Origin of the sequence: Arthrobacter sp. STN4, assembly GCF_024539665.1 — a bacterium.
Lineage (GTDB): Bacteria > Actinomycetota > Actinomycetes > Actinomycetales > Micrococcaceae > Specibacter.
The window spans coordinates 1-22,271 of the sequence record NZ_JAKZGX010000035.1 but is presented as its reverse complement, the minus strand read 5'-3'; the positions used below and the strand labels follow the sequence as shown (position 1 = coordinate 22,271).

Here is a 22,271-nt window from a genome sequence, read left to right as displayed (position 1 = left end):
CTCACACCACCGTACGTGCCGGCCTCGCATACGGCGGTTCGCTAGGTCGTTTGAAAGCGATCCCGTGCATCGCGAAGGAGAATGAGGCCAGTATCCACCCAATATTGGTTGGGCAGTGCCCGTGTCAGGCCTGGCGATGCGGCGGTTCGCCAGTAGGCTCTGCTGCCAATTCCCCATTGATAGGCCAGATTGTCAACTGCAACTTAGAACTGACCGCTGGCTGCAGTTTGTTTTGAACTCGCCTTGGGTCAGGCGCCCAGGCGTGCCGGGTGGGCGGGCGCCTGGCCGTGGTGCGGGTTTAGTTCGTGGGGTGGGTTCCTTTCCCGTTTTGGGCTTGCATGAGGCGGACGGACTCGCTGCTGGTTTGGCATAGGTGGGCGTGGTGCATGGGCCGGTCCACGGTCGCGGTGGCGATGGTTTTGGGCATGAGCTCGTCGAAGCCGGAGGGGTCGATGTTTGAGCTGATCGCCAGGGAGCTTTTTTCTTAGGAGGCTTCCACGACCCGATAGAAGCCTTCGGCGGCGTCACCGGAGACGGGCAACAGGCCGATGTCATCAATCTGTGCGGATGTCCGCATAGATTGATGAAGTAGGCTACATCCCGTTCGACCAGGGCTCCGCGAACCTGTTCTTCCAGCTCGTGTCCTCCCGCTACGGACGCGCCTCGCTGATCCTGAGCAGCAACCTGGCCTTCAGCCGCTGGGGCGACGTCTTCGCCCGACGCCACGATAGCCTCAGCCATGATCGATCGGATCGTCCACCACGCCGAAGTCATCAACCTCACCGGCAAAAGCTACCGCAAATCAATACCATCATGCCTTAACTAAACCCATAGAAGGGTCGGTTGGCGTTGACAGGCTCGCCCCGGCCAGCATGCCTTCTATGCGGTTCGTGTCCCTCGGTGCAGGGATTTGCCTCCGGCTTCCTTCCTACCCCACCTCACGGTGACGCAGTTGCCATCAGCTAAAAGTTAAACCACCCTTTCCTCCAGAGGACTCACACCTCCAAGCAAATGCCCCTGCTGGGCGTACCAAAAGCAGGAAGATCCTCGCAACCCCCGGGGATCTTCCTGTCTCAACCTACCTAACTTCAGTTTGAGTGATCCGTGCTCGGACTTGGAAGCACCAACATCCACCGCTGCCCGCCGGGGGCCTGCGCCGTGGTCGTGTGCCGCCCGCTCCAGGAATTCGCTTCCATCGCGCAGTCATTCCAGGGCCAGGTGGCCGGCGCCGACCTCTCAGAGCCCGCCGTCCCCCTTTGCAGGTTGTGCCGGAGGAGCTCCAAGGCCGGCGCCGGCTACTATCAGCGGACCGGGAGGTGGAGCTTCTTAATGCCTGGGATCTTCATGTTCCGCAGTGAGGATCCGGCCGTCTCCGGCATCTTCCACACGGCAAATAGGCCCACGAGGCAAGCACCCATCATATAAAACGCCGGCATGAGTACGTTCCCGGTGGAACTGACCAGCAGTTGGTTGACCATTGGGGCTGTTCCGCCAAACAAAGCGGTGCTGACGTTGTATGTAATGGCAAAGCCCGCATAGCGCACGTGTGTGGGGAACATGGCAGGGAAAGTTGCCGAGATGGTGGCCAACTGTGGAAGGTACAGCAGACCCAGAACAGCGAATCCAAGCATCGCCCACCAAAAGCCGTTGGCCATTACCATGTACATCGGAACAGCCATGAAGAATAGGCCAATCAGCGAAATGAACCACATCGGCTTCCGTCCGATCTTGTCCGAACGGGCGCCGGCCAATGGAATTATGAGCATCATCCCAAGTTGCCCCACGAACATGAGCGTCAGCACCGTGTTCGCGTCCATCCGCACTGTGCCCTCCAGATAGGTTGGCATGTAGGAAAGCAATGTGTAGTTAACAACATTCAGCGGAATGACCAGCCCAGCTACTATCAACATCGGCCGCCAGTAGTAGCGAAAGAGGTCCTTGAGGGTGGAGCCGGCTCGCTGCTCCACTTCTCCGCTGGCCTCCAGTTCGCGGAAAACCGGAGTGTCTTCGAGCCGATTCCGCAGGTACATGCCAATGATACCCAGCGGACCGGCAACGAGGAACGGCAGTCTCCAGCCCCACACTGTCATGGCTTCGTTACCAAGGATGAGACTGCAGAGCAAAACAATGAGCGAGCCAAGGGCAAACCCGCTCAAGGTGCCGAATTCCAGGAAGCTTCCGTAGAAGCCCCGTTTCTTATCCGGAGCGTATTCGGCCATAAACGTGGCAGCGCCGCCGTATTCACCGCCTGTGGAGAAGCCCTGGACCATGCGGATCAAGATGAGCAACGCCGGGGCCAACCAACCGGCCAAAGAATGCGTTGGCAGCAGCCCGATCGCAAAGGTTGAACCTGCCATCAGGATAATGGTTAGTGCTAGGACCTTCTTACGACCGACCCTGTCGCCCAGAGGCCCCCAAAACAGGCCCCCAAGCGGCCGTACCAGAAAAGAAAGAGCAAAGGTGGCCAGCGTCCAGACTGTTCCCAAGGCACCTTCACCGGGGAAGAAGTTCGCCGTGATGTAGGTGGCTGCCACTGCGTAGACACCGTAGTCGAACCATTCCGTGGCATTTCCCATCGCCGAAGCGGCGATGGCGCGGCGCAGTACTTTTTTACCTACTAGTGACGTTTCAGCTGGGTTCGCGGGGCCGCAGCCGTGCGGTTGTGCTTCAGACATGACAATCCTTGATTGAGCAGCAATGTATCGTTCCTCACATTAGCTCAGTGTCTCATTGTTGACAATAGGCAAGTTGCATTCGAACACTCGAGTCATTCGAACAAGGAGCCCATGCCGACAGAAACACAAAGGACCGCCAGCCACCAAGGCCGACGGTCCCACGCGGAGCCGGGACTAGGGAATCAGACGCATCAGAGCGTCGTCCATATGCTCAGACATGAGTTTCTCGGCGAGATCCGCGTCCCCCTGGGAGATCGCTTCGGCTATGCCCCGGTGCTCGGCAATGCGATTGTCAGCAGTTACGTAGGTGCTTTTGAGCGCGTTGAGGCACATCTGCGTTTCAGTCAGAAGCGTGTCGTGCATCTTTTTGAGACGCGGGCTGCCGGACAACTGGACCAGGAGGGCATGAAAACGCATGTCCGCCTCCGTGATGGCCGCGCCACCAGGAGTGGCTGCGGCATGCTCCATCTCTCGGACGGCCTCCATCAGCTTGGCGGCATTCCCCTCCGGATCCGCTCGAGTGATCAGCGTGATGGCGGCCGATTCCACAGCGGATCTGGCCAGATATATATCCCTGAAATCATCCTGATCCATCGACACCACGAAGAGGCCACGATTGCGGTGGCTCACCAATAGGCCCTCCTGCGTAAGGCGCTGCATCGCTTCCCGCAAAGGGCCGCGACTGACACCTAACTCCTGGGCCAGCTCGGCCTCAGCAAGCTGCGCACCGGGGACAAAGTCCCCCTGGGCGATCGCGTCACGGATCTTCCGCGCAATGATGGCCGGAGTGGACTCCTGCACAACAGGGTCCAGAATTCCCTTTTTCATGCCTTCCGTCCTCACCCCAGATGGAGTATCGTCTCATGGTTGACAATTCAATAATAGACTACTCATTCTACTCTGGAGTAGGTTAGAGTCTCACCTCGGGCGCCCCCCATCCAGATATCGTGACACGCAGCTGCAAGTTCTTCGAGGCCCTCTTCGATGGTCGCGAACACATTGCCAGGCACCCAGCCGGCGTCACCGTTGAGCAGGATATTGTTGCGCCCGTAAAACACAGCAAGGTCAACGATAATTTTGAGATCGTTCGGCCCCTCTTCGCCTCGTCCGTAACCATGGGAGGGCGTCTGCAGATCATTGGCGCTGAAGGTGAAGTAACAGACATCACCCGGAATGGGAGTGACCGTAGTGTTCTCGGCGCCTGGCTCCTGCGGAGCAAAGGCCGGGACCAGGTTGTAAATCTCATTGCGTGCGTATTTGCCGTGGAAAACCTGGCCACTCAGCGGGAGGGAGTCCCAGACTGCCGCAGCCGTTCGGGGCGCCTCGTCGTCGAGTAGACGTGCCCGGCAGGTGACTCCGCGGCTCTCAAGGGTGATGTTGATGTAACGGGGCATTTTTTCCTCTCACAAAAGTTTCTCCAACAGTCTTCGATTGTAGACAATCAAACTGTAAGCTATTTTTGCAGAAGTGAAAACCCGTGCCGCCCACATTGCGGCTCATGTCCCAGGAGCACTATGACAACCATTGGAATGCTTTACCCCGGACACAGCGCCGAAGATGAATACCCTTACCTGGAGTCGATCCTCAGTGAGGACGTCTACCTCCCAGTCGTCCACACCTCAGTCGGCGGGCCCGATGAAATCACCACGCACGAGGTCCAGGCGCTGCTGGACCTCGGCAAAACAGAGCGTCTCCTCAGCGGAGCCACTGAAATTGCCGTTAAGCACAATCCCGACGCCGTCATGTGGGCCTGCACCTCAGGCAGCTTCGTGTTCGGCTGGGACGGCGCTCAACAGCAGGCTCGTGAAATCCAGGAAGCCATCCACGTCCCGGCGTCATCCACGTCACTGGCCTTCGCAGCCGCCTTGCAGCACCTCGGGATCTCGAAGGTATCCGTCTCAGCGACCTACCCCGACGACGTGTCCCGCCACTTTGTGGAACTGCTAGGCCACCAAGGCGTTGAGGTCCTCGACCTCGCATCCCATGACATCGCCTCCGGTGAAGATGCCGGCGAGCTGGACCACGACAGCGTGATCAACCTGGCACGCAGCGCGGACGCCCCGAATGCCCAGGCTGTCCTGATTCCTGACACAGCGCTACACACGGTCCGCTGGATCAATGAGCTCGAATCAGTACTCGGGAAGACTGTCCTGACCGCGAATCAGGTCACCGCATGGTATGGTCTCCAGCTCGCCGGCCGAACTGTATATTCGGATCAGTTGGGCTCACTTTTCCGGTCCTCACCCAAAGCCTAGCCTTGGCGCCCGTCAGATAACCTCCTGGCCGAGGCCGCATGCGCTCATCGGCCAGGAGGTTACGATTGCTAACTCCTAACGGTTTGGAGCAGAGCCTGTTCCGACCCCACAGCACCGCGGCCAATAAGGCGTAAGGCGCTCCAGGCAGTGACCTGGTTCGCCGTAATCACAGGCTTTCCCAGCTCCCGTTCCATGTGGACGATCAGGTCGTAGGTGGGCAGGTTAGTACAGCTGACAAAGACGGCCTCCGCGTCGGTCCGGTCCGCCTGTCGGATCAGGTCACAGGTCACAGAGTAGGGGACCTTCCAGATATCCCGGTCCAGTCCCAGGCCCTCATGCGAAACCACGGACTTCCCGCCCTGCCCCAGAAACGAGGTCAGCCGGTCAGTCAACTCGGCAAGGTACGGAGTGGCCACGGCCACCCTGGTCACGCCGAGGGCGTCGAGTGCCAGCAGCAGACCCTCCGAAGTCGTCACGGCGATTGGTGCCCCAGCCGCGAGCATGGCCGTCGAAAGATTCCGCGCGCCCGCCACCCCATGGACAAAGCTGCCCGAGGTGCAGGCATATGTCACCACAGCCGGACGAATCGACGCCATGCTCCGGACCGCATCCTGGATTTCTCCATGATCACTGATCTCCTCAGCCATGCCCAGACCCACAGCCTGGTCATAGTAAGGTGTTCGCGTGAAGATGAGGTTCACTCCCTCCGGCATCCATCGCCAGAGTTCGTGATCAAGAGCCATGTCAAAGGGGCAGACGACGCCGATGTCTTGCCATACCTGTGGCCCTGGCGGGTCGGCGAGCGTGTTGGCAGCGAGGTTTGATTCAGATGTCATATGCTACTTTCTCATATTTGTTCAATTGTCTACAATAGGGTTCCATGGACAACAAGAATGAGCAATGGCCCCTTCCGCCGATCCCGGTCCCGGCCGGCAATTATGTACCAGTCCAGGAGACACATGGACTGCTCCTCACCTCCGGGCACACGTCGGCCGTGCAGGGAGTCCTCGTACATCGCGGCCGGGTGGGCGAAGACCTGACTGTGGAGGAGGGACGCTCGGCGGCGGCCACCGCAGTCCTGAACTGCCTTGCGTCCCTTAGTGCTCACGTCGGAGGATTGGACCGGATCCGTGAGATTGTGTCAATGACAGGTTATGTTTGCGCCGGAAGCGACTTCGCGGACCACCCGCTGGTTATGGACGGTGCGTCGGAGGTCCTGGCTTCCTATTTTGGCGAGCGGGGCCATCCCGTACGCGCCGCCATCGGTGTCTCCAGCCTGCCCGGCGGTGCACCAGTTGAAATTTCTCTGGTTGCAACCGTTCGAAGTGAATAGCGATTAGCAGGCGTCCTGCCGGAAGTCTAAACCCGAACCATGCACGAAGGCCATCGGCCGTTAAACGCCGAGTCTCGACATCCATACACGTGAGAAAGAGATCCTGCGCCGCTACGAAGGTTAGGATTTGATCGCTAATTGCGTTGTTCTGTGATCACTTGATGTCCTATGCGTAATAGTTGCCGCGCATGCTGATGGCTACAACGATGCCGGATCCTGCGGTGAGCGCTGCAACAGCTGCGGGGACCCCGGTGAGGAGCGCGCCGACGGCGAATCCGCCGTCGGGCGACACCCGATAAACCCCAAGGATCGCGCCCGCCGGCATCGCGGGCCACGTCGCCTTTGGCGGTGTCGAACCACGACCCGAACCCGTACGCTGATGCGGCGCTTCCCTAGACTGCCGTCCGGACAGCGAGCAGTTGACGACCTTCCGTTTACGGACCCATTTGTCGGACGTAGCGCCGGTGACGAGCTGCACGGCTCCCCAGACGATTGAGGACACTGCGGGAAGTTTCCTGATTTTTTCGATCGTGAGCTCGCCAGCGGCAAAAGCTGCGGGAACAGACCTAAGGTGAGACCCTTGTTGAGATTGTTGGCCATGCAGGTCTGGCTGACCAAGAACAATTATTTGTCCGCCAATGTGAAGTTTGCCGCTATCTGGCGGCCCTTTTTTGGTTGGTAAACGTCGCTACGCGCTAACGACGGGTATGCGCTCGACACATATCGACCACAGGACAGCGCCCAGTAGCCACAAAGCTCAAAGCTCTGGCACAAGCTCAAACCCCGCGTGCCCGACCGGCTCACCCGCATGCAAGGCGACAACATACATGACTGCCAACCTGCCCGGGGGCATGTGGGAACTGGTCCAGGAAGCCGATGCCGTCCCGGCCCGCCTGCTCTGGGACAACGAGACCGGGATCGGGCGAGGGAAGCTCACCGAACCCGCCAGCGCATTCGCTGGGGTGCTGGGCACCGAGATCAAGCTCCTGCCACCGAGGGATCCTGAATCCAAGGGAATGGTGGAGCGGATGAACGGGTTCTTCCGGCGCGGGTTCATGCCCGGGGAGGACTTCAGAGACCCGCATGGCCTCAACGGCCAGCTCTACGCATGGCTGCCACGGCCACCGCCCGCTAACATACACCCGGTCCCGCCACGGCACCCCGGAAAATTAGGTCGTTGGGGACCGGGCAACGATGCGCCCGCTAGGCCCGATCGCCCCGGACGCCGAGTTCCGCAAGGAGGTGCGCCTGTCGAGGGATTACTACGTGCGGGTGTATTCGAACGACTACTCGCGTGGATCCGTCCGCGATCGGGCGGCTGGTGCAGGTCACCTCGTACCTGGATACGGTCACTCGGGGCCACGGTGCTGGGCACTGCACGAACCCCGGTGGGCGCGGCACCAGATTTTCACCGACTCGGCCCATGTCAGCCGGGCCGTAGTTTTGGAGAAGGGGCGCGGCACCTACCGTCAGGGGCACCCCAAAACCAAGGCCTGCTTCAGGACGGTCAAGCTGCCACCATTCGCGTTCAAAAGACTTGCCAGGAGGCAAGCCACCGAGCATCCTAAACCGGAGGACATGTTGTTCCCTTCCTCGAGTGGAACCGTACGCAGCCCCACAACTTTCGCAGGCAGTGGCGGGACGCCCGCGCAGGTTCAGGCTTTGAATGGGTAACGCCGCACGTCTTCAGAAAATCCGTCGCAACACTGATTGACCACGAGTACAGCTCCAAGCAAGCCGCCGCCCAACTTGGCCATTACCGAAAAGCACTACATCGCCAAAGCAGCAGAGCCGCCCGACGTCACCGATGCCCTCGAGCAATTTGGGGAGTAGCCTGCCCCAGCCTAAAGTGCAGCAAATCGAGAAGTACATATGGCTGGTCATCTCCATCCCCACAGACGCCTCATTACCCGCTTTGCCCACGGAAAGTAGGTTAAAGCATGTAAAAAGGGATCGACGGCGCCGGCTCAAGTTTTACGCCAAAGCGCGTGGTTTCCGTGTGGTGAGCGCCAGCCTTGGCGACAAACACAAAGCCCTCAGACCCGGCGTCTCCGCAAGGTAAACGCGGGATGAGTTTCCACCACCGCGGAGGCCACTGCAGCGAGCCAATGGCGTAGCCCCGCACGTGATTGAAGACCCTCTCCCCACGGCAGCAATTACATCCTGCCCCGTATCCTGCACTTTACTTTACCGCGGAGAATAGCCATGGCCCCCTGCCTTCCCGGCGCCATCGCTCCTTGGCAGCGTACTGTTCATGCCGTCAGTCGGTGGACCAGGCGGCCATGCCTGCCATGGCACCGGCTGCCCGCAATTCCGCAGCACGCTGCGGTGTGGCCAACAGGGTTTCCCCATGTGCGGAGACAATTTCGCGTGCGCCCAAAAACGACACGTCCACGAGTATTTGGTCCCAGTGCCGGTACTGAACATCGTGCCCCTCGCCTTCATAAACACGTTCGCACGCCACGTTTGGCAACCACGAGCGCCACCGGTCCATGTGTGCTTGCGGAACGAGCGCGTCGTCCGCGCCCCAGTAGAGGAACGACGGCGTCGGCATGGTCGAGAGGTCGGGCAGGACCACTTCCTGGTACAGGTCGAAGGCGTGCTGCAGCCCGTCGGGCGGTGTGTCCCGACCGCGCGCAAACATGCCCCGCACCGCCTCCTCGATCACGGAGTCTGCAAACCCGGGAATCCGGTGGACGGAGCTCTCGGGCGGAAACGTCCACCACGTGACAGGGTTCGCCGCGATCTGCCCCACATTGAACGTCACCTGGGCCCCGGCCAGCTTGTCTGAATAGGCGCAGGCCAAGTGCAGGGAGCGGACCCGGTCAGGGCGCGCCGCGGCCAGCCAGGCAGCGTAGGGGCCACCGCCGGAGATCGCCACGACGGAGACGTTTTCCACAGCCAAGGAGTCCAGGACACTCCACACGTCGTCTGCGTATTCCTCATGGCCGACGGCAGGGTCAAAGGCCGTCCCACCCAGTCCGTTACGTTCCACCGAGATGATCCGCACCCCGAGTTCCTCACGCAGTGTGCGGGCGAATTCAAGCAGTCTGAAGGCCCGCACCGTGGTTCCGGCACCGCCCAGGAATACCAGTGGTTGCCATTCCGGCTCTCCCTCGTCGATGTAGTTGACGGTGCGGCCGGAAGCTGTTTGCAGCGTTCGCACCTCCGGGCCCAGGGCATCAAAGCTTGTTTGTGACAAGGTCGTGCAGTCAGTCGATTCCATGGTTGGTCTCCCTGTTTGAAGTCAGCTGTAGTCGTAGAAGCCGCAACCGCTCTTTCGCCCCAGCCGCCCGCTTTCGACCATGCGCATCAGCAGGGCCGGCGGCGCCAGCTGCGCCTCCTTGAATTCTTCGTAGAGCGATGTCGCAACGTGCAAGGTGGTGTCCAAGCCCACCAGGTCGGTCAGCCGAAGCGGCCCAATGGGGTGCGCACAGCCATGTTCCATTCCGGTGTCGATGTCCTCGGCCGTGGCGAAGCCCGCTTCAAGCATCCGGATGGCGCTGAGCATGTACGGAATCAAGAGGGCGTTGACCACGAAGCCCGCCCGGTCCGGTGCCGCGATGACCTTTTTCCCCAGCACGAAGGAAGCATAGTCGCGGGTGCGGGCCATGGTTTCCGATGTTGTGCGAAGGGACGGCACCAGCTCAACCAGGTTCAGCATGGGGACGGGGTTGAAGAAATGCATGCCGACCACTTGCCCGGGCCGCGTCGTCACGGCCGCGATCCTGCTGATGGGTATCGACGAAGTGTTTGAGGCCAGGATGGCCTCAAGATCGGCCACCGCCGCATCGAGGCGGCGAAAGGCGTCCAGCTTGAGTTCGGGAAGTTCCGGAATCGCCTCGATCACCAGCTGGCGGTCGGCAAACGCGTCGAAGCCCGTCCCGAACCGCAATCTGGCCGCGGCGGCGTCGCGCTCTGCCGGACCGAGCTTTCCGGCAACCACGGCACGGTCCAGGGATTTCATGAGACGTGCCTGCCCGGCGGCAGCACTTCGTTCGTCGGTTTCGACCACGACGACGTCGCTGCCGGCACGTGCGCAGACCTCCGCGATGCCGGCACCCATCAGGCCGCAGCCGAGGACCCCAACCCTTTGGATAGCGCCCATTTATGCCTCCACCGTCGACTTGTTCAATGCCGCGTAGGCCAGTTGTTCCATGAGCAGCGACGAGGCAGTCGACGATTCTGCCGCAGCGTCAATGGCCGCCTTCGTCCAGGCCACCGCCAATGGAGGCTGGGAGGACAGGAAAGCGGCCCTTTCCAAGGCGACGGCCAGCACGTCGGCTGCCGGCACAACCTCGCGCACCAGACCGAGCCGGTAAGCCTCGGTGGCCGGAAACCGCTCGCCGAACAGGATGATCTCCCTGGCCAGGGCCGGACCAACGGCGCGGACCAGTCTGGTCAGTCCCCCGGAGCTGGGCAGGATGCCCAACCCCACCTCGGGCAGCCCGAACCGGGCCGTGTCTGCTGCGACCCGCACATCACAGGCGAGTGCGAGCTCAAACCCGGCCCCGAGGCAGTAGCCCGAGATGGCGGCGAGGGTCGGCTGCGGCAGGCGGGAGACGACGTCGTACACGGAACCGCTGCCGCGATAATAGGCCGCGATCCGGTCGGGGGTCATCGCGGGCAGTTCGGAGGTGTCTGCGCCGGCGGAGAACGCCCGTTCGGAGCCGGCGAACACGATGGCGCGCGCTGCCCGGACCGGAGGCGTGTGGAGTGTGTCCAGCAGGGCCTGTTCAAGCCCCGTGGAGAGCGCGTTCATCTTGGCCGGGCGGTTGAGCTGCAGGACCACGATGCGGCCGTGCTCCTGCAGCTCAACCAGCGGCTCCGTGTCGGAGGATGTCACTGCGGCACGGCCCCGGCGTACCCGAGCAGGCCGTCTGCACCGCGCTTGTTGATTTCGTTGCCGATGATGATGGTCTGGATCTCCGAGGTGCCTTCCCAGATCCGGTCAACACGAAGCTCGCGCCAGAGGCGCTCCACGGGGTTTTCGCGCATGTAGCCCTTGCCGCCAAAGATCTGGAGGGCGTTGTCGACGCAGCGGTTGGACGCTTCGGAGGCGCCGAGTTTAATGACGGCGGCCTTGGCATTGAGCAGCTTGCGGTCCATGCCCTGGTCCGCCTCCCACGCCACCTGGTAGGTCAGGACGCGGTTGGTCATGATGTCCACGGTGTTTTGCGCCAACATACGCTGGATGAGCTGAAAGTCCAGGATCGGCTTGCCGAACTGCACGCGCTCCTTGGCGTAGTCCGCGGCAAGCAGGGTTGCCCGCTCCGCGGCCCCGATGGTCCTGGCGGCAATCATGAGACGCTCCTCCACGAACCAGTCGCGGGTGAGCTCGTACCCCTGGCCGATTGCTCCGAGGATCTTGTCGGCCCCGACACGGACGTCCTCAAACAGGAATTCGGGGTGTTCATAAACAAAGGTGTGCGTGTAGCGCGGGGTGCGCTCGACGGAAATGCCGGGCAGGTCCTTGTCGACGATGAACATGGTGGGTGCGCCGTCCACACTGGCGAGCACCAGGATGAAGTCGGCAGCGTCGCCGACCGTGACGAAAAGCTTCTTGCCGTTGATCAAGTAGGAGTCGCCGTCCTTGACCGCCGTCGTTTGGATGTTTTGGGGGTCGGAACCGGCCTCGGGCTCAGTAATGGCAACGGCGTCGCGGCGTTCACCGTTGATTTCCGGGATCAGGTACTCCTCGCGCTGGGCCGGCGTGCAGGCCTTCAGGGCATTGGCCGGGCGCCATAGGGTGTCCCACAAGGCACCGGTGAGCTTGCCGACCTCTTCCGAGACGATCGCGTGCTCCAGCACGTTGAGTCCGGCGCCGCCCCATTCGGCGGGCATGTTGATGGCAGCCAGGCCGTAGTTCTTGACGAGCTGGCGGACCTTGTCGTGTTGTTCGGAGGTGAGCCCGTTATTCATTTCGCAGTCGAGCTCGTACTGCTTCATTTCCTCGGTCCAAGCAATGGCGCGCTGCTTGAGGTCGATCTGCCGCGGGGTCATCTGGAAGTCCATGATGGTCTGCTTTCTTCGTTAAGGGTGGGTAAAAATAATTCAAATGTGCTGGTTGAGGACGATCCGCGCGTCCAGGGCGATCGCCCGGTCTGGCAGTGCGGCAACGGGGTTACATTCAATTTCGCTGATCTCCGGGTGCGCCGCCGCCAGCTCTGACAACTTCGCGACGACGTCGGCCGCCGCGTCCAGGTCCACCGGCGCCCGGCCGCGGGCCCCTGTCAGCAACGCTGCGCCTCGTAGCGAGAGCAACAGCCCGCGTGCCTGCTCGCAGGTCACCGGGCCCAGCGCACAGCGCACGTCGTTCAGGACCTCGGCGAACACGCCGCCCAGGCCGACCAGGATGATGGGGCCGAACCGGGGGTCGCGACGGACACCGACCAGCAGTTCGACGGCGCCGGAAAGCTCCGCCATCTCCTCCAGCGAGCACGACGGCGGCGACAGGCGTGCCTGCACGTCGTCCCATGCATCGGCCAGGGCAGCCGCGTCGGGAATGCCGAGTACGACGCCGCCGCGGTCACTTTTATGCTCATCCCCGAGCGCCTTCAGCACAAGGGGGTAGGCCAGGCCGCGCGCCGCGGACAGCAGCTCGTCCTTGGTGGTGACTTCGGCTGCCGGGACGAACGGGATGCCGGCTTCCGCGAGCAGCCTGCGGGAAGGATAATAGCCGGTGTCGACGACCGCGACGGCCGGATCGGGGAGATCAGGGACCCCGGTGGCCGGCTCGGAGTGGCGCCTGGCCAGGCGGCCCAGCGCCCATGCGGCCTCCTCGATGCCGCGATAGACCGGCACCCCTCCTTCGCGCAGCACCGTCGCCGCAGCGGATTCCCAGTTCATGGTCTGCACCACCACGGTGCCACCCCGTGCTGCCGTGGACGCAGCCATCTCGCGTGCAGCGGCGATTTCCTTCGCCGCCAGTTCGGGTCCGTAGGCACCGTAACCACCGAAGTAGCCGCTCATCAGTGTGGCGTCGACGGCGGTGGAGGCGGTGAGGTGGTCAAGAACCCGGGCGAAGCACATGATGTCCTGCTCGCCGCCGCCGGCCACGTCCACCGGGTTGCTGACAGCGGCGGTGGGCGGCAGCTCCGCGGCCACGGCCGCCTGCAGCTGCGTGGGAAATTCGATGACGTCGAGGCCCTGCGCGGCGGCACTGTCGCTGGCGACGGAGGCTTGGCCGCCGCCGTCGGCAAACACTGCGGTCCGGGAGCCGGCGGGGACCTTGCTGCGAACGAGGGCTTGGAGCAGGTGCGCCATTTGGGCCGGGGAGGTGACCTGTTCGATTCCGGCGGCACGGCAGGCGGCCTGGACCACGATCCCGGAGGACACCATGGCGCCCGTATGGGACTTGGCGTTGCGCACGGAGGCCTCGGTGGCGCCCACCGTGAGCAGCACCACGGGCTTGCCGGCGGCGGCAGCCTTGGCTGCAGCGCGGGCGAACCGGCGCCCGTCCCTGAAGTCCTCGCAATAGACGGCGATGGCGGCGGTGCCCTCGTGCCTGGCATAGGCCTCGATCAGGTCGGCCGCGTCCAGGTCCGCCTGGTTGCCGAGGCTGGCGAAGCGCGAGACGCCGAGTCCGTGGTCCACGAGGAGGGTGCACAGTTCCAGCGCCAGGTTCCCGCTCTGGGAGATGACGCCGATGTTGCCCACCGGGAACTCGTTGGAGGCCAGCGTCAGTCCGCTGGTGTGGTCAAGCACGCCCAGGCAGTTCGGGCCCAGCATGCGCCCGCCGGCGGCGTGGACTTTTGCCGTGATGCGCCGCTCCAGCGCAAGTCCTTCTTCGCCGGCTTCGCCGAGACCGGCACTGATGCCCACAATGGCCTTGGCACCGGCGGCCAAGGCGTCGTCGACGGCTTCCTCAAACCCGGCGGCCGGGACGGCGATGACGGCCAGATCCACAGGGCTGCCGACGGCTACCACGCTGGGCACGGTGGGCAGTCCCAACACGGTGTCCCGGGTCCGGTTGACCAGGTGGACCGGGCGGTCGCCCTTGAGCGCCTGCACGGCGATCCAGTTGCCGTATTTGCGCGTGTCGTCGCTGGCGCCCACGATCGCCACCGCATTGGGTGCGAACAGTGCCTCAAGGCTGTCTGGACCGCGGCTGCCGAAGTCCGGGCCGGCTGCGCCGCGGTGGGCCGGGTGGTCGTGCTCGATGATGCTTGTCATCATGGCTCCTTCGTGGGGACGGGACGGCCGGAACCCCAAGCGTTGGCTCCGCCGTCAATGTCAATGGTGGTTCCGGTGATGTAGCGGGCCGCGTCGGTGGCCAGGAACGCGATGACCTCGGAGACGTCCTCCGGGCGGCCCAGGCGGCCCAGCGGGACGCCTTGTTCCCATTCGCGCCGGGCCTGGTCCGTGTACTGCTCCAGACCTTCGCTGACGATGCTCCCTGGGGCCACGGCGACGGATCGGATGCCGTAGCGGCTCCATTCCAGGGCCAGCCCCGAGGCCAGGTTTTCGATGGCGGCGCGCGCCGCCGTGGCGTGGACCATGCCGGGGATGCCACGGTGTGGGGAAAAGGCCATGAAGACCAGAAGGCCGGAGCGGTTGGGGATCATGCTGCGCACGGCCACCTCGTGTGTGAGGTTCCAGACGGCTTCGACGGAGAGCCGGTGCACGGCGCGCCAGCCGTTGAGGCTGATGTCCTCCGCGCGCGCCTGGAACTGGCCGCCTGCATTGTTGACCAGCACGTCAATGCGCCCGTAGGCCTCCAGGGCCTTGTCCACCAGTTCCGTCACCTGCCCAGGTTCGCGAATGTCGCCTGGCACGACGGCTGCCTCGGAACCTGCCGCCCTGACCAGCTCGGCCGTCCCTTCCAGGAGTTCCACCCGCCGGCCGGCGAGCACCACCTTGGTCCCGGACCGCGCCATTGCCACGGCCGTTGCCCGCCCGATCCCGGTGCCGCCGCCGGTGATGAGTGCGGTCTTTCCGGCAAGGGCCTCCGGGTGCAGGCTCGGCATGGACTGTTGCAGGTCCGCGCTCACAGTTGCACCGGGTCTGGTGCACCGAGCAGCGAAGCGCCGGCGGCGGGGTCGCTGTAGGCCTGCCGTGGCAGCTGGAAGTTCGGCGTTGCCGACATCAGCGAGCGCGTGTAAGCGTGCTGCGGGTCCTTGAAGATATCCGCAACGTCACCGAACTCTACGATCCTGCCGCGTTCCAGCACCGCCACCTGCTGGGCCATGTTGCGCACCAGGGCGATGTTGTGGGTGATGAACAGCAGTGTCAGGCCCATTTCGGCCTGCAGTCCGCGCAGCAGGTCCACGAGGGATGATTGGACCGACACGTCCAGCGCCGAGGTGATCTCGTCGCAGATCAGTACTTCAGGTTCAGTGGCAAGCGCCCGGGCGATGGCCACGCGCTGACGCTCGCCACCGCTGAGCTGGTCCGGGTATCTACGGGCGTGGTCGGGGCGCAGCGAGGCGCGTTCCAGGGCGGTCGCCACGAGGTCCCGTGCGTTCCGCACGCGCCCGCGCACGGCTTGGACGGGCTGGAGGATGAGTTCCTCCACTGTGCGGCGCGGATTCAACGACTCGTACGGGTTCTGGAAAATGTATTGGACGCGGCGGCGCTGTTCGGGGCTCCGCTTGAAACTGCTGGTGGCCAGCGGCTCGCCGTCAAGGGTGAGCCCGCCGGTGAAGTTGTGGTGCAGGCCCGCGATGCACCTGCTCAGCGTCGTTTTGCCGGAGCCGGACTCCCCGAGCAGCGCCACGCAGTCGCCGGGGTAGACGGAGAGGCTGATGTCCTCCAGGACGGTGAACTTGCCATAGCCGGCCTTGAGCCCGCTGATGTCGATCACGGGCCGGTCCTCCGGGGCGCGCACGGAGCGCTCCCGCTGCGGCCGCGCCGGTGTCGGGGGCAGCGCCCGGCCGGCCTTGAAGCAGCGCACGCTGTGCCGCTCCCCCATGGTCACGGCTTTCGGCGCTTCCACGCTGCAGCCACTGTCCGCCAAGGGGCATCTGGGTGCGAAGGCACAGCCCTGCGGGCGGCCCATGGGCGACGGCGCGTTCCCGGGGATGCCGACCATCGGGCGGATGGCTTCAAGGTCGGGGACGGCCAGCAGCAGCCTGCTGGTGTAGGGGTGGGCGGGGTGGTCCAGGACATCGGCTGTCCTGCCGATCTCCACGATCCGGCCGGAGTACATGACGGCGATCCGGTCGGCCAGTTCAGCGACGACGGCCATGTCATGGCTGATGTACACGGCGGCACAGTCATAGGTCTTGCACATCTCGCGCACTGTGAGCAGGACATGCTCCTGCGTGCTGACATCCAGGCCTGTGGTGGGCTCGTCCATGACAATCAGCGCGGGCCGGGCCATAAACGCCATGGCGATGGCCACGCGCTGCTGCTGCCCCCCGGAAAGCTGGTGAGGGTAGCGGGCCAGGAAGTCGTCGTCGTCCGGCAATGCCACTTCGCGCAGGACCTCCCGCACACGGGAGAGGACCGTGGAGGAATCGCCGGAGATGCACTCGCGTAGCTGGGTGCTTATACGCAGCGCCGGATTCAGTGCCGAAGCCGGCGACTGGGGGATGTAGGCGACCGTGCGGCCGCGAAGCGATCTGACCTGGCGCCAGTTCAGGGCGGCAAGGTTATTATCCCGGATGCTGACGGTGCCCCCTTCGACCTTGGTGCCTTCCTTGCAGTAGTTCAGCAGGGACAGCCCAAGTGTGGTTTTGCCGGAGCCGGATTCGCCCACAACGCCGAGGATCTCTCCGGGGTTCACCTCCAGGGTCAGCTCGTCAATGATGCTCGCCATTGACGGGACCCCGACGATGCGCAGGTCATCCACCACCAGGGTGGGTGCGGAGTTGCTCATGCTTCGACTCCTTCGTTGCTGCCAATGGCTGCCTTGGACAGTCCGTCGGTGACCAGGTTGGTGCCGACCGTCAGCAGCGCTATGGCGGCTACTGGCAGTACCACCGACCATGGCGAGACGGTCAGGGCAACACGGTTTTCGTTGATCATCAGGCCCCAGTCAGGGCTCGGCGGCTGCATGCCCAGGCCCAGGAAGCTCAGTCCGGCTACCAAGCCAATCGAGTACGTCAGGCGCAGGCCAAATTCGACGGCCAGGGTACTGCTCAAGTTGGGGACGATTTCCCCGACCATGATTTTCCAGCGCGGGATACCGACGGACTCGGCGGCCTTGACGAAGTCGCGTTCGACGACGGACATTGCCGCGCCGCGGACTACGCGGGCCACGCGGGGCAGGTGCCCCAATGCCACCATGAGCACCAGCAGCCACAGCTTGGGACCGATGATGGACAGGAACAGCAGGGCAAGCACAATCTGGGGGAACGCGAGTGCGACGTCGCCGGTGCGCATGAGGGCCTCGTCCACCCAGCCGCGGCTGTACGCGGCAAACACACCCACCAGGGCGCCCAACCCCACCCCGATCCCGGTGGCCAGCACCGAAAGGATCATGAGGGTTTGGCCGCCGGCCAGGAACCGGGAAAGGACATCGCGGCCCAGGTTGTCGGTGCCAAAGGCGCCGCCGACGCCTGCCGGTGAAAAGGGCGCCCCGACGAACTCGGTTGGTGAATGTGGAGCGATGTACGGACCCAGGAAGGCTATCGCGAAGATGAGCAGGCTCAGGACCAGCCCAACGATGGTCCGCTTGGACCTGAGGGCCCGGCGCAGCAGGCCCTTCTTGCGCGGTGCCTTGACGGTGATGCCCGCGCCGGGTCCGGCGGGCTTGCGTGCAATGACTGTCATTGTGCGGTCCTTACTTTCGGGTTTACCGCCAGGGTGACAACGTCCGCCAACAGGTTCACGATGACGTAGAACAGGGCGATGATGATGACCAGAGCCTGGATGACTGGCAGGTCGCGGTTCGTCACGGAGTCGATAAGTTCAAAGCCGATTCCGGGGAAGCGGAACAGGTACTCCACAATCACAACGCCACCAATCAGCCACGCCAGCTGCAAGGCTATGACTTGGGCCACCGGACCGATGGCGTTGGGAATGGCATGCCGCCAGATCACCTCCCGCTCGGGCAGGCCCTTCAGCCGGGCCTGCTGGACATATTGGCTGTCCAGCACCTCCAGCATGGTGGCGCGCATTATGCGGATGATGTAGGGGGACACTGCCAGGACCAGGGTCAGGACCGGCAGGACCAGCTGGTCCGGGTGGGTCCAGACATGCTCGCCTGGAATCTGCACAAAGACGGCCGGAAACAGGTGCAGCAGGCCGGTGGAGAGCAGCAGGACCAGCAGCACGCCGACGACAAACTCGGGCAGGGAGGCCAGCACCAAGGTGACGACGCCCGTCACATGGTCCACCCCGGTGTCCTTCTTCAACGCGCTCCAGGTGCCGATGACGACGGCCAGCGGGATGGCGATCACGGCGGAGGCGAACATCAGGACCGTGGAGTTGAGGACCATCGGTCCAATGGTCTCCACAACCGGGTTACCGCTGGCGAGCGAGGATCCCATGTTGAAGGTGACCACATGGCCAAGCCAGCTGAAGTATTGTTCCGGCAGTGAACCGCCCAGGTGGAGTTGCGCACGGAGTGCGGCCAGCCGCTCCGGGGTGGCCTCGCGGCCCAGGATGGCCTGGGCCGCATCGCCGGGAAGGGCCTGCGTGGCCAGGAAGACCACGATCGAGACAATCCACAGGGTAAAGAGGCCAAACAGTGAGCGCCTGAAAAGCATCCGGCTCATGCCACCGCCTCTGCGGGTCATTTGTTCATCCAAACGCTCCGGAAACCGAATGACGTGAGCGGAATGCCGCTCTTATCCGGGCTGAAACCCTGCACCGCGGCGGAATATGCGTCAACGCTGTTGGGGAAACCCCAGATGATGTAGCCGCCGTCGTTGAACTCGATCTGTTGGGCCTGCTGGATGAGCGCGCAGCGCGCCGTCATGTCCACGGTGGCATTGGCCTTGTTGACCAGATCGGACCAGGCCTTGTTGTCCCAGTGTGTCTCGTTGTACGGGGAGTTGCTGAAGCCTGAGGCGGCCGTCTGGGGCAGGAAGTCCCGAGTGAACCAGAAGTCTTGGGAGAAGTTCCACTGCAGGTACTTGTCGCCGTAAAATTCGCCAGGGTCCACCTTCTTGACGTTGACGGTGACGCCGGCGGCCTTGGCCTGCTGGGCAAAGACCTGGGCCGCTTCCACCATTCCGGCGGCTGCGGAGGAGGTCACCAAGTCCACGCTCAGGTTGGTCTTGCCTGCCTCCGCGAGCAATTGCCTTGCCTTGGCGATGTTTTGGCTGCGCTGTGGGATGCCCTTGGCATAGCACGCATCAAAGGGTGCATACAGGTCGTTGCCGATGGTGCCATGGCCTCCGAGGACCTGTTCCACCATCTGCTTGCGGTCCACTATCAGCCGGAACGCCTGGCGGACCTTGGGGTCGTTGAACGGTGGCTGGTCAACACGCATGGTGAACGGCACCCATGAGCCGGTGGCTGATTCAAGCACCTTAAGCGCCGGGTTGGCCTTGACGATATTGATCTGGCCCAGCGGCAGCTGGTCGATGGCGTCCACCTGGCCGCCCAGCAGGGCATTGACGCGCGCAGTGTCGTCGGGGAAATCGATGATGGTCACGGCAGCCAAATTGGGTTCGCCCTTGCGCCAGTAGTACGGATTCTTCACAAACGTGCTCTGCTGGCCCGCGGTGAAGTCCTTCATCATAAAGGGGCCGGAACCGACGGGGTTCTTGGGGTCATAGCCCACCGGCACGATGCCGGTGCTGTACTGGGCCACCGTGTCCGGGAACGTGGCGAAGGGAGTTTTAAAAGGGAAAATGATCGTCTGGGCATCCACCGCCTTCAAGCCGTCCCGGTTCAGTGCGGAAAAGGCATTGGCCCCGGCCATGGGAGCCTTCGGGTCTGTGATGCGCTTGAACGTAAAGATGACGTCGTTGGCCGTGATCGGCTTGCCGTTGCTAAATTTCAATCCGTCGCGCAGGTGGACCGTCCAGATCTTGGCGTCGGCAGAGGGCGTGATCTTGTCCGCCAGCGCCATCTCCACTTTGTGGTTGACGTCATAGGTGGCAAGCGTTTCGTAAAGTTGAATGACGCGGGCCTCGTCCGGGTGGGTCACGGGCGAGTGGGCGTCGAGACTGTCCTTGGCTGATCCCCCCACGATTCCCACCCGCAGGGTCCCGCCGTCCTTCGGCGTGGAATTGACGGCGGCGGTGGAAGTTCCGGGGGCGGACGAACAGCCGGCAAGGCCTATCATCGCGGCCGCCAATAGCGTGGCTGTAAGGGTGCGTAAAGTCTTGGGGCGCCGGGGAGCGTTCATAGCATTTGACTCCTGCAACAGTGAAGGAAAACTGGATATCGTCACGCCTGACTGACGCGTCGATCATTTAGATAGCATTGTGGCTGCCATCACAGATGTCAAGGGTTCGCTGAAATATGGCGAACTACGAGTCAACTTCTCTTAAAAATGAAGGACCCAAGTCGAAAAAATTATTGACTGACGCGTCAGTCTTGAGATTAAGCTAAAGTCATCACAACGAGCATCCGATGCGGGGAAGGATCAGCCATGAATGAAGCGACTGAGGCACGGGGAAAACCGGACCGCCGCAATGCGATCCTCGAAGCGGCCTGGCCCCTGATTGCCGAACGCGGCTATCACCACGTCAGGGTGCAGGACATTGCCGCGATCTGCGGCACCAGCACCGGGACCATCCACTACTACTTCCCGGGCAAGGACGACGTCCTGCGCGAAGCCCTAAGGTTCTGCGTCGATCAGGCATTCATCCGCCAGGGCGAAGCGATCCGGCAGATTGACAACGCACGCAAGCGGCTGCTGGCCTTGATTGAGATGCAGTTGCCGGCAGGTGTCCAGGTTCGCAACGAGTGGTCGATCTGGCTGCAGTTTTGGACCGAGACATGCCTGAACCCTGAGCTCAGATCGATACACAATGACTTCTACGACCGATGGCTGGACGCGGTGGAGCGCACGGTGCGGCGCGGCCAACGGCAGGGCATCTTCCGGGACACTGATCCCACATTGTTTGCGCGGCTCCTCACATCCGCCACGGACGGCGCTGCCATTAAAATCCTGACCGGAGCCCCGAACATGACCGTCGACTCAATGCGACAGATGCTCATCAACATTATTGACGCCCACCTCGGCCTGCAGCCTGGCGCCAAGAGTCTGGCAGCCTCAGGAGCAGCATGACCGAATCTCCGCCCTCTCGCCCGGCATCGTTGGAACAACTACGAGGCAGCATCGCCGCACGGCTGGCAGCCTGGCCCAGGAAGCCCGCACCGAATTTTCAAGGCATCCAACGCGCTGCCGTGGCGATCACCCTCTACGAAAAGGCAGGGCAGGCGCACTTCCTGATGATCAAGCGCGCCTCCCGCGGATCAAACCCCGGACAGTGGGCATTACCCGGAGGGAAGGCAGATCCCGGAGAAACCTTGGTGGAAACGGCGCTTCGCGAACTTCGGGAGGAGACAGGACTGCAAGCCCCACCCGGCAATGTGCTGGGGCTTTTGGACGATTTCGCCGCCTCCCGCGGCATAGTCATCACCCCTGTCGTAGTCGTCCTGGACGGACCGCAAAGTCCGCGTCGAACCCCTGCCGAAGTGGCATCCCTTCACCCGATCCCCGTGGCAAGGCTGATGGCCCCCGGCGCACCCCGATGGAAACAATCCGCGTCCGGCCCGTTGCTGCAAATGCCGCTGCGCCACGACATGGTGGTCCATGCCCCTACAGGCGCCATATTGTGGCAGTTCGCCGCTATCGGGCTGAAAGGCCAAGCGCTCCGCGTCAACGCTACGCTCGAGCCCGAATTCACGGCAAATTAGTGACCGGGCAAAGAGGCGTCGCAAAATGCGGTGCGCATGCCACCAGCCAGGGTTGCACTTTGAACCGTATGGTGTTGTGCGACAGGTTGTTAGGAGTTTCCTCGCCGTTCCTGGGTCAAGTCCAAATGGGTGGTGTAACGCGGTTGCCGCGTGATCCTTGGTTTTCTTAGGCGCTGAGTGCGCCGAGTTCGGGTGTGGTTTCCTCCTTCTCGGTGGTTGTTCCGACCTGTTGTGAGCGTG

20 protein-coding genes and 1 pseudogene are annotated in these 22,271 nt (G+C 62.9%); 6 read left to right on the top strand and 15 right to left on the bottom strand.

The window, feature by feature from the left end; genetic code table 11:
* Positions 1-579 precede the first annotated feature (579 nt).
* Positions 580-826: pseudogene (locus tag MMF96_RS17735) on the top strand (ATP-binding protein); the annotation flags it as partial.
* A gap of 475 nt (positions 827-1,301) precedes the next feature.
* Here MMF96_RS17735 and MMF96_RS17730 read toward each other — a convergent pair.
* From MMF96_RS17730 to MMF96_RS17720, 3 genes are all read right to left on the bottom strand, one after another.
* Positions 1,302-2,675 (bottom strand): MFS transporter, encoded by a 1,374-nt coding sequence (locus MMF96_RS17730; protein WP_256884291.1) that lies wholly within the window; start codon positions 2,673-2,675, stop codon positions 1,302-1,304.
* 174 nt (positions 2,676-2,849) lie between these two features.
* Positions 2,850-3,503, bottom strand: coding sequence for a GntR family transcriptional regulator (locus tag MMF96_RS17725; RefSeq protein ID WP_176617841.1), 654 nt, complete (start codon positions 3,501-3,503; stop codon positions 2,850-2,852).
* Between the two features lie 62 nt (positions 3,504-3,565).
* Entirely contained in the window at positions 3,566-4,069 is a 504-nt protein-coding gene (locus MMF96_RS17720; protein WP_176617840.1) for a DUF3830 family protein, read from the bottom strand.
* A 120-nt stretch (positions 4,070-4,189) separates the two neighbouring features.
* Here MMF96_RS17720 and MMF96_RS17715 point away from each other — a divergent pair, with 120 nt between their 5' ends.
* Positions 4,190-4,930: a maleate cis-trans isomerase gene (locus MMF96_RS17715; protein WP_256884290.1), complete on the top strand. Its 741-nt coding sequence runs from the start codon at positions 4,190-4,192 to the stop codon at positions 4,928-4,930.
* A gap of 68 nt (positions 4,931-4,998) precedes the next feature.
* Here MMF96_RS17715 and MMF96_RS17710 read toward each other — a convergent pair whose 3' ends face one another.
* Entirely contained in the window at positions 4,999-5,766 is a 768-nt protein-coding gene (locus tag MMF96_RS17710; protein WP_256884289.1) for an Asp/Glu/hydantoin racemase, read from the bottom strand.
* Positions 5,767-5,810: 44 nt separating this feature from the next.
* Between MMF96_RS17710 and MMF96_RS17705 the strand changes: the two genes are divergently transcribed.
* Positions 5,811-6,263, top strand: a complete 453-nt coding sequence (locus tag MMF96_RS17705) for a RidA family protein (RefSeq protein ID WP_176617837.1) — start codon at positions 5,811-5,813, stop codon at positions 6,261-6,263.
* A gap of 166 nt (positions 6,264-6,429) precedes the next feature.
* Here MMF96_RS17705 and MMF96_RS17700 read toward each other — a convergent pair whose 3' ends face one another.
* Positions 6,430-6,765, bottom strand: a complete 336-nt coding sequence (locus tag MMF96_RS17700; protein ID WP_256884288.1) for a hypothetical protein — start codon at positions 6,763-6,765, stop codon at positions 6,430-6,432.
* Positions 6,766-7,457: 692 nt separating this feature from the next.
* Between MMF96_RS17700 and MMF96_RS19965 the strand changes: the two genes are divergently transcribed.
* A complete protein-coding gene (locus MMF96_RS19965) occupies positions 7,458-7,937 on the top strand; it encodes a hypothetical protein (protein WP_375141465.1) in 480 nt (159 codons plus the stop codon).
* Positions 7,938-8,523: 586 nt separating this feature from the next.
* On the opposite strand, the gene MMF96_RS17695 is transcribed toward MMF96_RS19965, so the two are convergent.
* Genes MMF96_RS17695 through MMF96_RS17650 form a run of 10 tightly spaced genes read right to left on the bottom strand, consistent with a single transcriptional unit; the run spans position 8,524 to position 20,448 of the window.
* Positions 8,524-9,489: an alpha/beta fold hydrolase gene (locus MMF96_RS17695; protein WP_256884287.1), complete on the bottom strand. Its 966-nt coding sequence runs from the start codon at positions 9,487-9,489 to the stop codon at positions 8,524-8,526.
* A 21-nt stretch (positions 9,490-9,510) separates the two neighbouring features.
* Positions 9,511-10,371, bottom strand: coding sequence for a 3-hydroxybutyryl-CoA dehydrogenase (locus MMF96_RS17690; protein WP_176617835.1), 861 nt, complete (start codon positions 10,369-10,371; stop codon positions 9,511-9,513).
* Positions 10,372-11,109: an enoyl-CoA hydratase/isomerase family protein gene (locus MMF96_RS17685; RefSeq protein ID WP_218063253.1), complete on the bottom strand. Its 738-nt coding sequence runs from the start codon at positions 11,107-11,109 to the stop codon at positions 10,372-10,374.
* The gene (locus tag MMF96_RS17680) at positions 11,106-12,278 is read right to left on the bottom strand and encodes an acyl-CoA dehydrogenase family protein (protein ID WP_176617834.1); all 1,173 of its coding nucleotides are present in this window, start codon (positions 12,276-12,278) and stop codon (positions 11,106-11,108) included. Before MMF96_RS17680 ends, MMF96_RS17685 begins: the two co-directional genes overlap by 4 nt.
* Positions 12,279-12,317: 39 nt before the next feature.
* Positions 12,318-14,441 carry an acetate--CoA ligase family protein gene (locus tag MMF96_RS17675; protein WP_218063252.1) on the bottom strand — a complete coding sequence of 708 codons (2,124 nt, stop codon included), beginning with the start codon at positions 14,439-14,441 and terminating at the stop codon, positions 12,318-12,320.
* The gene (locus MMF96_RS17670; protein WP_256884286.1) at positions 14,438-15,256 is read right to left on the bottom strand and encodes an SDR family oxidoreductase; all 819 of its coding nucleotides are present in this window, start codon (positions 15,254-15,256) and stop codon (positions 14,438-14,440) included. The genes MMF96_RS17675 and MMF96_RS17670 overlap by 4 nt, the downstream gene beginning before the upstream one ends.
* Positions 15,253-17,085, bottom strand: coding sequence for an ABC transporter ATP-binding protein (locus MMF96_RS17665; RefSeq protein WP_176617833.1), 1,833 nt, complete (start codon positions 17,083-17,085; stop codon positions 15,253-15,255). Before MMF96_RS17665 ends, MMF96_RS17670 begins: the two co-directional genes overlap by 4 nt.
* Entirely contained in the window at positions 17,082-17,981 is a 900-nt protein-coding gene (locus MMF96_RS17660) for an ABC transporter permease (protein ID WP_176617832.1), read from the bottom strand. Before MMF96_RS17660 ends, MMF96_RS17665 begins: the two co-directional genes overlap by 4 nt.
* The gene (locus MMF96_RS17655; RefSeq protein WP_256884285.1) at positions 17,978-18,928 is read right to left on the bottom strand and encodes an ABC transporter permease; all 951 of its coding nucleotides are present in this window, start codon (positions 18,926-18,928) and stop codon (positions 17,978-17,980) included. Before MMF96_RS17655 ends, MMF96_RS17660 begins: the two co-directional genes overlap by 4 nt.
* A 17-nt stretch (positions 18,929-18,945) precedes the next feature.
* Entirely contained in the window at positions 18,946-20,448 is a 1,503-nt protein-coding gene (locus MMF96_RS17650; protein ID WP_256884284.1) for an ABC transporter substrate-binding protein, read from the bottom strand.
* A 309-nt stretch (positions 20,449-20,757) separates the two neighbouring features.
* Here MMF96_RS17650 and MMF96_RS17645 point away from each other — a divergent pair, with 309 nt between their 5' ends.
* Together MMF96_RS17645 and MMF96_RS17640 are read left to right on the top strand one after the other, a co-directional pair.
* Complete coding sequence (locus MMF96_RS17645) at positions 20,758-21,399, top strand: TetR/AcrR family transcriptional regulator (protein WP_176617829.1); 642 nt, start codon at positions 20,758-20,760, stop codon at positions 21,397-21,399.
* Positions 21,400-21,518: 119 nt separating this feature from the next.
* Entirely contained in the window at positions 21,519-22,031 is a 513-nt protein-coding gene (locus MMF96_RS17640; protein WP_256884283.1) for a CoA pyrophosphatase, read from the top strand.
* The last annotated feature ends 240 nt before the right edge of the window (positions 22,032-22,271 follow it).

What these genes read in the sequence shown, in the direction of transcription:
- MMF96_RS17730 (WP_256884291.1), bottom strand. Translation starts at nt 2,675, where the DNA reads ATGTCTGAAGCACAACCGCACGGCTGCGGCCCCGCGAACCCAGCTGAA.
- MMF96_RS17725 (WP_176617841.1), bottom strand. Translation starts at nt 3,503, where the DNA reads ATGAAAAAGGGAATTCTGGACCCTGTTGTGCAGGAGTCCACTCCGGCC.
- MMF96_RS17720 (WP_176617840.1), bottom strand. Translation starts at nt 4,069, where the DNA reads ATGCCCCGTTACATCAACATCACCCTTGAGAGCCGCGGAGTCACCTGC.
- MMF96_RS17715 (WP_256884290.1), top strand. Translation starts at nt 4,190, where the DNA reads ATGACAACCATTGGAATGCTTTACCCCGGACACAGCGCCGAAGATGAA.
- MMF96_RS17710 (WP_256884289.1), bottom strand. Translation starts at nt 5,766, where the DNA reads ATGACATCTGAATCAAACCTCGCTGCCAACACGCTCGCCGACCCGCCA.
- MMF96_RS17705 (WP_176617837.1), top strand. Translation starts at nt 5,811, where the DNA reads ATGGACAACAAGAATGAGCAATGGCCCCTTCCGCCGATCCCGGTCCCG.
- MMF96_RS19965 (WP_375141465.1), top strand. Translation starts at nt 7,458, where the DNA reads ATGCGCCCGCTAGGCCCGATCGCCCCGGACGCCGAGTTCCGCAAGGAG.
- MMF96_RS17695 (WP_256884287.1), bottom strand. Translation starts at nt 9,489, where the DNA reads ATGGAATCGACTGACTGCACGACCTTGTCACAAACAAGCTTTGATGCC.
- MMF96_RS17690 (WP_176617835.1), bottom strand. Translation starts at nt 10,371, where the DNA reads ATGGGCGCTATCCAAAGGGTTGGGGTCCTCGGCTGCGGCCTGATGGGT.
- MMF96_RS17680 (WP_176617834.1), bottom strand. Translation starts at nt 12,278, where the DNA reads ATGGACTTCCAGATGACCCCGCGGCAGATCGACCTCAAGCAGCGCGCC.
- MMF96_RS17675 (WP_218063252.1), bottom strand. Translation starts at nt 14,441, where the DNA reads ATGATGACAAGCATCATCGAGCACGACCACCCGGCCCACCGCGGCGCA.
- MMF96_RS17665 (WP_176617833.1), bottom strand. Translation starts at nt 17,085, where the DNA reads ATGAGCAACTCCGCACCCACCCTGGTGGTGGATGACCTGCGCATCGTC.
- MMF96_RS17660 (WP_176617832.1), bottom strand. Translation starts at nt 17,981, where the DNA reads ATGACAGTCATTGCACGCAAGCCCGCCGGACCCGGCGCGGGCATCACC.
- MMF96_RS17655 (WP_256884285.1), bottom strand. Translation starts at nt 18,928, where the DNA reads ATGAGCCGGATGCTTTTCAGGCGCTCACTGTTTGGCCTCTTTACCCTG.
- MMF96_RS17650 (WP_256884284.1), bottom strand. Translation starts at nt 20,448, where the DNA reads ATGATAGGCCTTGCCGGCTGTTCGTCCGCCCCCGGAACTTCCACCGCC.
- MMF96_RS17645 (WP_176617829.1), top strand. Translation starts at nt 20,758, where the DNA reads ATGAATGAAGCGACTGAGGCACGGGGAAAACCGGACCGCCGCAATGCG.